At 38.2% G+C, this 9214-nt stretch carries 7 protein-coding genes and 2 pseudogenes; 7 read left to right on the plus strand and 2 right to left on the minus strand.

Annotated elements, in window-relative coordinates; translation table 11 throughout:
* The first annotated feature begins 177 nt into the window (after positions 1–177).
* Positions 178–894 carry a DUF169 domain-containing protein gene (locus BACFIN_RS14705; RefSeq protein WP_007750378.1) on the plus strand — a complete coding sequence of 239 codons (717 nt, stop codon included), beginning with the start codon at positions 178–180 and terminating at the stop codon, positions 892–894.
* Positions 895–901: 7 nt separating this feature from the next.
* Here the strand turns inward: BACFIN_RS14705 and BACFIN_RS14700 are convergent, their stop codons facing one another.
* On the minus strand, positions 902–1705 hold the full coding sequence (locus BACFIN_RS14700; RefSeq protein ID WP_007750380.1) for a TrmH family RNA methyltransferase: 804 nt from the start codon (positions 1703–1705) through the stop codon (positions 902–904).
* Between the two features lie 6 nt (positions 1706–1711).
* Positions 1712–2746 carry an alcohol dehydrogenase gene (locus tag BACFIN_RS14695; protein ID WP_032839376.1) on the minus strand — a complete coding sequence of 345 codons (1035 nt, stop codon included), beginning with the start codon at positions 2744–2746 and terminating at the stop codon, positions 1712–1714.
* 249 nt (positions 2747–2995) lie between these two features.
* Between BACFIN_RS14695 and BACFIN_RS14690 the strand changes: the two genes are divergently transcribed.
* The 6 genes and pseudogenes from BACFIN_RS14690 to BACFIN_RS21555 form a co-directional block, all read left to right on the plus strand.
* A complete protein-coding gene (locus BACFIN_RS14690) occupies positions 2996–5773 on the plus strand; it encodes an AAA domain-containing protein (protein ID WP_007750383.1) in 2778 nt (925 codons plus the stop codon).
* Between the two features lie 379 nt (positions 5774–6152).
* Positions 6153–7229 carry a PDDEXK nuclease domain-containing protein gene (locus BACFIN_RS14685; protein ID WP_004316539.1) on the plus strand — a complete coding sequence of 359 codons (1077 nt, stop codon included), beginning with the start codon at positions 6153–6155 and terminating at the stop codon, positions 7227–7229.
* Position 7230: 1 nt separating this feature from the next.
* Positions 7231–7500 (plus strand): annotated as a pseudogene (locus BACFIN_RS14680) (type I restriction enzyme endonuclease domain-containing protein); the annotation flags it as partial.
* Positions 7493–8062 carry an AAA family ATPase gene (locus BACFIN_RS23210; protein WP_007750397.1) on the plus strand — a complete coding sequence of 190 codons (570 nt, stop codon included), beginning with the start codon at positions 7493–7495 and terminating at the stop codon, positions 8060–8062. The pseudogene BACFIN_RS14680 and the gene BACFIN_RS23210, both read left to right, overlap by 8 nt.
* A 45-nt stretch (positions 8063–8107) precedes the next feature.
* The gene (locus BACFIN_RS23215; protein WP_007750398.1) at positions 8108–8893 is read left to right on the plus strand and encodes a DUF4435 domain-containing protein; all 786 of its coding nucleotides are present in this window, start codon (positions 8108–8110) and stop codon (positions 8891–8893) included.
* Between the two features lie 23 nt (positions 8894–8916).
* Positions 8917–9214, plus strand: a pseudogene (locus BACFIN_RS21555) (AAA domain-containing protein); the annotation flags it as partial.

Genomic DNA, 9214 nt, shown 5'->3' on the forward strand with positions numbered 1-9214 from the left:
CAAAGATAACAATTTATAAATTTACCCCTCAGGTTTTTACATTGACCCAAATTTAGGCTCAGCAGATTCTTCGATAAAAACAAGTTGGAATTCTTATCTCAATCTGTATTTTATTACAATACATGATGAAAATTGAAATTAAACTTATAACTTTGAAGAAAGTTAATGTGATACACCATGATACAGAAATTCTTGCAAACATATAAGGAGGCGTTCGGTAATGCAGTTCCACTTCCTGTCACTTTCGGATATAGCCATATACCTGTTACAGAGATAAATAAAATACCGCGTTGCATGATAGGTAGCATTCGCAAAGTATGTGAAGGTGATTCACTAACTCTAAGTGCCGACAATGTACTGTGCGGTGGAGGAAGCCTGTACACTGCCTTTGCCCCTATGCAAGAAAGGCTGCCCAAATTTGTGTCAGAAACGGAACACTACAAGCAGACTCCCGAACAAATCAAGAAATACATACATCGCTTAGACATCCACCTGACGGATAAGCCTTATTTGAATTTTGTCCGTATGGATAAACTATCCTCTCTCGATGAAATGGAAGGTATTTTGTTTTTCGCCACACCTGATATACTTTCGGGCTTGTGTACATGGGCTTTTTATGATAACGATGCAGATGATGCTGTATGTACACGGTTCGCATCGGGATGTTGTAGCATTGTGACCTTTGCCATACAAGAGAACCGGAAGAATGGTCGAAGTTGCTTTATCGGTATGTTAGATCCGTCCGCACGTCCGTTGATACCGACAAATGAGCTTACCTTTGTTATACCAATACACCGTTTCCATGAAATGATGCAGACGATGGAACATTCCGCTTTGTTCCAAAAGGCATATTCCATAGTAAGAAAACGAATAAATGGAGAGATAGGGAAATGAAAAGAACTTACGGAACGCGAAGTTGCCAAAAAGCTACAGCAGCCGCAGCAGCCACATTAAGTGAATCAACACCATACGACATCGGAATACGGACTACGTAATCAGCCTCAGCAATCGTTTCATGTGCGAGCCCATCCCCTTCACTACCCACCACAATAGCTAATTTAGATTCAGCCATCAAGATAGGATCATCAATGGAAACCGAATTATCTGTAAGTGCCATAGCAGCTGTACGAAAGCCCAAATTACTAAGATCAGAGAGAGAACCGTCCATCCATGTCCACGGAATACAGAAAACAGCTCCCATAGATACTCTGACCGCACGGCGATTCAACGGATCACAAGAATTGCGCCTCAGCAATACAGCATCCATCCCTAATGCTGCCGCCGAACGAAAAATAGCACCAATATTAGTGGCATCAACAACGCCGTCAATCACGACAATACGCCGGGCCTCATGACAGATTTCTTCCACCCTACGTAAAATAGGACGATGCATTGCACAAAGGACACCGCGCGTCAGAACATAACCAGTAAGCTTAGAAAGCAATTCCCTGCTACCAGTATAGACTGGTAAATCATTACTATATCGTTCTATTACATCAGAAGCATCACCAATAATATGTTTATGTTCACACAAAATTGCCAAAGGCTCATAGCCAGCCTCTAAGGCCCTTTTGATAACCTTCGGACTTTCTACTATAAAAAGCCCTTTATCAAGTTCAATGTGATAACGCAACTGAGCTTCAGTGAGAGCACTGAATATCTCAACTCCAGGATGAGATAAAGATGATATTTCAATAATAGGCATAATAGATTATTTATAAATTGCTACTTTAATAACCCCATCCAACTTGTTTTCAAAGACACGGTAAGCCTCCTCAATCTCATTCAACGGAAATCGATGCGTAATAAGAGGAGTAGTATCAATTTTCCCTTCCTCAATCAGTTTGAGAATCTCGGCACAATCACAACCATCCACTCCACCTGTTTTAAAAATCAAATTCTTGCCATACATATCAGGTAAAGGAAGAAGCTGTGGTTTATCATAGAGGGCTACAATCGTGACAATAGCATTAGGACGGGCACAATTCCAAGCCAAATGGAAGGAATCGTCACTCCCTGCCACTTCCAAAACAACATCTGCACCACCATGGTCACTGTTCTTGAGAACAAAATCCTTGCAGTTTTCCGGTTCAGTCACCAACACATCAGGATAATGCTCGCGGACAAACCGAATTCTTTCAGGAGACTTCTCACAGATAATAATGCGTTTTGGCTTCTTCAGCATCACACACAACAAAGTACAAATCCCGGTAGGTCCGGCACCGATAATCAGAACAGTATCTTCCTTGGTAATTTCCGAGATGCGTGTTGCCCAAAAACCTGTTGCAAGCACATCACCGACAAACAAAGCTTGTTTATCACTCACTGTATCCGGAATACGGTTCAAACCTTGATCCGCATAAGGAACTCTGACATATTCCGCCTGACCGCCATCAATTCGGCAACCTAAAGCCCAACCGCCATTAGGATCAGTACAGTTATTCACATATCCATGCTTACAGAAAAAACACTCACCGCAGAAAGTTTCGACATTCACAGTCACCCTGTCACCAGGCTTCACCGAAGTGACATCAGCTCCTACTTGTTCTACCACACCTACCATCTCATGCCCGACAGTTATTCCGGGCACAGCACGCGGCACACTGCCATGTTTAATATGAAGATCACTGGTGCAGATGCTACCAAGTGTTACACGCACGACTGCATCCCGTGAATCCTTTATTTCCGGTCTTGCTTTCTCCTGCAATTCAAACTTTCCGTGTTCAATATATGTGTATGCAAGCATAATATCCTCCTCGTTCATTAATATATACCTTGCAAAGATAATGATTTCATTGGCAAAACAAATCTCTTTTATCACGTTCAATACTCCCAAACCGAATCTCACTCTATATTTATAACAATACAAAGCTGAATAAAGTCATTCACTGTTTTTTCTACTTCAGCTTTGATATTCTGGAAAATATTCTTACTTTTATATCCTAAATAATAAATAAAAACAGCAGCATGACTTATTATATTTACACACAAGCCTATGATAGATACTTCCGAAAATCTGATTATTATAAAAGGTCAAATCAAGACTCCTGAAATAGAAAGTTGCCAAAATCATAATGGCAACTATAAGGTAGTATTCCGGAATGTTCCCAGTGCGTATACTTACAAAGAAGAAAATGTCCTTTGGCTGACTGATCCGGACAAACCGGACCCCAATAATTATCAAATAATCAGTAAAGGGAGAACTTTATCAAACATCAAAGCCTTATCTATTTTTAAGGCCGGATCACACAACTATTGGCACATTCGTTTTCTGAATGGTAAAGAGTATGATTACAGAGAAAAGGACTTAGAAATTATCGAATCATGCTTGGGAGAGAGTCGTTCGAAAAGTATATTCGAATATTTGAAGAAAGTTGCCGATGCGAACGAATTGAAAGCTGATGACGGAACGAAGCTATTGGCAAAACAATATGAAAAGATTCATTTCATCGCAAACAACAGAGCTATTGCTGTATATCTGAATCCTCAAAAATATAAAATGCAGACCCAGACTGCCTCAACCTTGATTTTTCCTTTCGGTTGTAATGCAAGCCAGCAAAAAGCAGTCCAGGCAGCTTTTGAGAATCAAATCAGTGTTGTGCAAGGACCTCCAGGAACCGGAAAGACACAAACGATTCTGAACATCATTGCCAATATCCTTGTGCGTGGTAAGACTGTTCAGATAGTATCTAATAATAACTCCGCCATCGTCAATGTACTTGAGAAGTTATCCAAATACGATATGGGATTCATTGTTGCATTGCTTGGCAGCACAGCTAACAAAGAGAAATTCATCGAGACTCAAGAAGAGGAAAAACAATATCCGGAGAACTTTGAGTCATGGCATGATGCGGATGCCGACCAACCTCAATTTCTCAATCAGATACATCATCAGACCGAAGAACTAAAAAGCATATTTTCCAAACAGGAACGCCTTGCCATGGCAAGACAGGAAATACAAGCTTTAAAAATAGAGTGGCAACATTATCTGCAAGAGTTCGGAACAAAAGAAATTACTCTCCAACAACGGAAAAGTTCCAGCTCGGCAGACCTTCTGAATTTATGGAATGAATGTCAGCAATTTGCAGAAAAAGAACAATCATTAAGTCTTCAGGGAATAGCAGCTTTTATTCAACGGTTGAAATGGTTCTTCTTTAAATTCAGAAGCAAAGCGATTTGTAAAATCCCCAATAAAGGTTTTTATAAACGGGAGATGAGTTTGATTATCGCCGACTTCCAAATCTTATTCTACCAAACAAAGTATGCAGAACTGGAAGTTGAAATAGACACATTAGAAAAGGAACTTGCCAACAAAGATGCAGCAGAAATGGCTAGACAAATGACCGATACATCAATGAAATATCTAAAGAATCAGTTATTTCATACCTATGGCAATAATCATGACAAGCCCATCTTTACGCTCCCTGATCTAAGAAATAATTGGCGAGAGGTACAGAAAGAATACCCTATTATCTTAAGTACGACCTTTTCATCATTAAGCAGTCTGCAACGAGATGCCGTATATGATTATATCATTATGGACGAAGCGTCACAGGTTTCCGTTGAAACCGGAGCTTTAGCCTTGTCATGTGCTAAAAATGCAATCATTGTCGGTGACACCATGCAACTTCCCAATGTGGTCACGGAAGAAAATAAGGAAAAGCTAAACTTTATCGCTAATGCGTGCCTGATTAAGCCGGAATATGATTGTGCCAATATGAGTTTTTTGCAATCCATCTGCAAAGTTATTCCGAATATACCGCAGACCTTGTTACGGGAACATTATCGATGCCATCCCCGAATTATCAACTTCTGTAATCAGAAATTTTATGGTGGAGATCTCGTCATCATGACACGTGATAAAGGAGAAGAGGATGTCATTTGTGCCATACGGACAGCCAAAGGTTACCACTCCCGCAGCCACATGAATCAACGGGAAATAGATGTTATCAAAGAGGAAGTACTACCGAATCTATCTTATGAAACAGATGAAATTGGCGTCATAGCTCCATATAACAAACAAGTAGATGCAGTTAAATCCGCACTTGAAGAGGATATTGATGTCGCAACAGTCCATAAATTTCAGGGAAGAGAAAAGGAGGCTATCATTATGACCACTGTCGACGATATCATCACTTCCTTTTCCGACGATCCCAACCTGCTCAATGTTGCTGTTTCGCGGGCTAAGTCACAATTCTATTTAGTCGTATCGGGAAACGAACAACCCAAAGACTGCAATATCAGCGATTTGATTGCTTATATCGAATATAACAATGGCATTGTTTCCACCAGTAAGATTCATTCTATATTCGATTATCTATATGAGCAATATACAGATGCTCGAATTGCCTATTTGAAGAAGCACAAAAAAATATCCGAATACGATTCCGAGAATCTTACATTTGCATTACTTGAAGATATCCTGAAAGAAAATATCAATATGCGTCATTTGAATATCATTTGCCATTTACCACTCTATATGTTGATTCAGGATTATTCTCTATTGAATGAAGAGGAAAGCAAATATGCTGCAAATATAAATACTCATATCGATTTTCTAATTTATAATCGTGTGAGTAAACAACCGATATTGGCTATTGAAACAGATGGTTATACATTCCACAAATCGGGGACGAGTCAGTCAGAACGTGATATTAAAAAGGATCGTATCTTAGAGTTGTACGGAATTCCATTGGTGAGATTGTCTACTATAGGTAGTAATGAGAAAAAAATTATTGGAGATAAGTTAAGCGAAGTATTAAACTTGCATTAGAATGCTCATTGCAAATCATTTTTTTTGTTAGAATAGAAGTTTCTGCATATTCTAACAACCAAAAGAATAAATTTTACTCCAACTATAACAATTACATCAATAATAATACCTACATTTACTTCTCATTTAAAGTACGACAGCACAATGGAAATTATTTTCTACTTTTAATACATTAATTAAAATGCGGATAAGATACAATACATATAACAATAAGAATCATCTGTTTTACAAAAATAGGCAGATAAATAAACCGTATTTCGACCAAATACTAAGAAATGAACAGGAAAGTATTAGGTTAACAATTCTGCGCGACACACTTCTCCCGAAGCTGATGTCAGGAGAACTAAAAATTAACGCAACTGAAGTATTATAGATTACGATGAACAAGTCAATAAACATACTTGATAAAGAATATCTGCAATGGGTGAAAGACCTTTGCGGTCGCTATCGTCAAAGCCAAATAAAGGCAGCGGTGAAAGTTAATGTGGAACAGTTGAAATTCAACTGGCTTTTAGGTCGTGACATTGTTGAATTGCACGTAGAAGAACGCTGGGGCGAAAGTGTTATCACTCAATTGAGCAAAGATTTACGTGAAGCTATACCCAATGCAGCTGGTTTGTCAAAGAGTAATATCTACTATTGTAGGAAGTTTTATTTGTTATATAAGGATGCTCTGAAAACTTTCCACCAACTTGGTGGAAAAAATGAAACGGAATTATTCCACCAAGTTGGTGGAATATTTGAAGTCCCATGGAGACACCATTGCTTGATAATGGATAAAGTGAAAGACGATATAGACAAAGCTCTGTTCTATGTTCACCAGACGGTGGAGAACGGCTGGAGTCGTAGTATGCTGCTCAATTTCATTAGCACCGACCTTTATGAGCGGCAGGGCAAGGCACTGACTAACTTTACAAAAACATTGCCCGATGCGATGAGCGACCTTGCACAGGAGTTGACCAAAGACCCCTACAATTTTGCTTTCACGGGTATAACTGGGCGTTACAATGAACGATTGCTCAAAAATGCTCTACTGAATAACATTACCCGATTCCTGATTGAACTGGGTACAGGTTTCGCTTATGTGGGCAAAGAATATCGTTTGGAAATAGGCGAAACGGAAAACTTTATCGACTTGCTCTTTTATAATCTTTCGCTTTCCTGCTATGTAGTGGTAGAGGTAAAGATCGGCAAATTTGCTTTTGCCGACATCGGTCAATTAGGTGGATATGTGGTGGCTTGCAATCATTTGCTGCGTAAGGAAGGACGGGATAACCCAACCATCGGCTTACTGATTTGCAAAGAGAAAGACCGCATACAAGCCCAGTATGCTTTGGAGTCGAGCAGCCAACCTTTGGGTATTTCCGAATATGATCTGGAGAAGTTCTATCCCGAAAAAGTGGAAGGTACCATGCCTACCATTGAAGAGATAGAAGCTAAATTAAGAGATAACTAACATTGACTGGCAGAAAAAAGAATCTGCCAGAGCCGGAATGCGCAAAATGATAAAGCGGTTGCTGAAGAAATATAAATATCCGCCCGAGGAAGCTGCTAATGCTTTGGAAACAGTCATTCGTCAATGCGAACAATGGACGGATAATGATGATTCAGAACCTCTTTATCAGAAAGCCCCGAAGAAATATGAGTTTCCTGAAAGCAGTTCATACACCATAGCTGCTGAACCAAACATCAAATACAATAATTTATCCAAAAAAAACAATGAGTAACAAGTCTATAATCATACCTGTGAACAATAAACCTACAAAAATTGAGAATGGATTAACTACTAAACTAATAGATGATTATGACAGCGTTTTATCTGCTATCTTTGCCCGTTTAAATAAAGAAGATAGAGCTTATGTTATAGACTGTAAGGATAAAGAAAAAAGAGGTGAAACGAAAGCCGATGTTCCACAAATGATTATAGACAAAATTACTTCTATATGGAATGCTATATATCCTCATAGACAAATTATTCTTGAGGATGCAAAGATAAAAGCCAAAACTACTTCATCAGAGGAATATCATGCCAAAGAAATGTCTGATGGAGAAAGAGTAACAATTTATCTATTAGGTCAATGCCTTATTGCGCCGAATGATATGACAATCATAATAGATGAACCTGAAATACATTTGCACAAATCTATTATGTATCGTTTATGGGATAAAATTGAAGAATTCTGTCCAAACAAAACATTCATATATATAACTCATGATTTAGACTTTGCTGCTTCAAGAAAAGAAGCAACTAAAATATGGGTTAAGTCATATTTTGGAAATAACCGATAGGATATTAAAATATTAGATCCCGATGAAAATATTCCTGATAGTTTAATGTTTGAGGTATTAGGCAATAGAAAACCTGTTCTATTTGTCGAAGGAGAAAGAGGAAGTTACGATAATCAATTATACCCTTTCGTTTACAGTAACTATAACATAATTCCATGCCATGATTGCTCTAAAGTCATAGAAATGACAAAATCATTCAATAATGAGCGAATAAAAAACATGCATAATTACAGCATAAAAGGGCTAATAGATCGTGATTATATGACAGAAGCGGAGATTTCATGCTATAAGGAATCGAATATTTACACGCTAGATGTGGCTGAAGTCGAAAATTTATACCTAATCGAGGATATAATAAAACTAGTGGCAGAGAACCAAGCATTAGAACCTAATGAAACATTTAATCAGGTAAAACAGTTTTTATTCAACAAGTTTAAAGGAGAATATGATTTACAACTATGTTCTATTTGTTCTAGAGAAATCCGCCATAAACTTCAATGTTACACAAAACCTAGTGAAAATACAATGGAAGCTTTAGAGGCGCAAGCACAAAAGATTGTGAATTCTATTGATATTCCGCAAATATATAACCAATCTAAACAGAAAATTGATGCCATAGTTACATCACAAGATTATGATAACCTACTGAAAATCTATAATCGGAAAAGCTTACACCTCCAAATTTCAGGTATTCTAAAGTTATCATCAAATGAATATCCTAAATTGATTCTGAGAATGATGAAAACGGATAAAAAAGAAAGAATTATAGAAGCGCTTAAAAAACATATGCCAATTTTGGACGAGAAAGAGCCATCCATCGAAGTCATCTAAACTTTATCCCCGATTGGTCATTTGTACCGCAGACCTTGTTACGGGAACATTATCGATGCCATCCTCGAATCATCAACTTCTGTAATCAGAAATTTTATGGTGGAGATCTTGTCATCATGACACGTGATAAAGGAGAAGAGGATGTCATTTGTGCCATACGGACAGCCAAAGGTAACCACTCCCGCAGCCACATGAATCAACGGAAAATAGATGTTATCAAAGAAGAAGTACTACCGAATCTATCTTATGAAACAGATGAAATTGGCGTCATAGCTCCATATAACAAACAAGTAGATGCAGTAAAATCCGCACTTGAAGAGG

Origin of the sequence: Bacteroides finegoldii DSM 17565 (assembly GCF_000156195.1) — a bacterium.
Taxonomy (GTDB): Bacteria; Bacteroidota; Bacteroidia; order Bacteroidales; family Bacteroidaceae; genus Bacteroides; species Bacteroides finegoldii.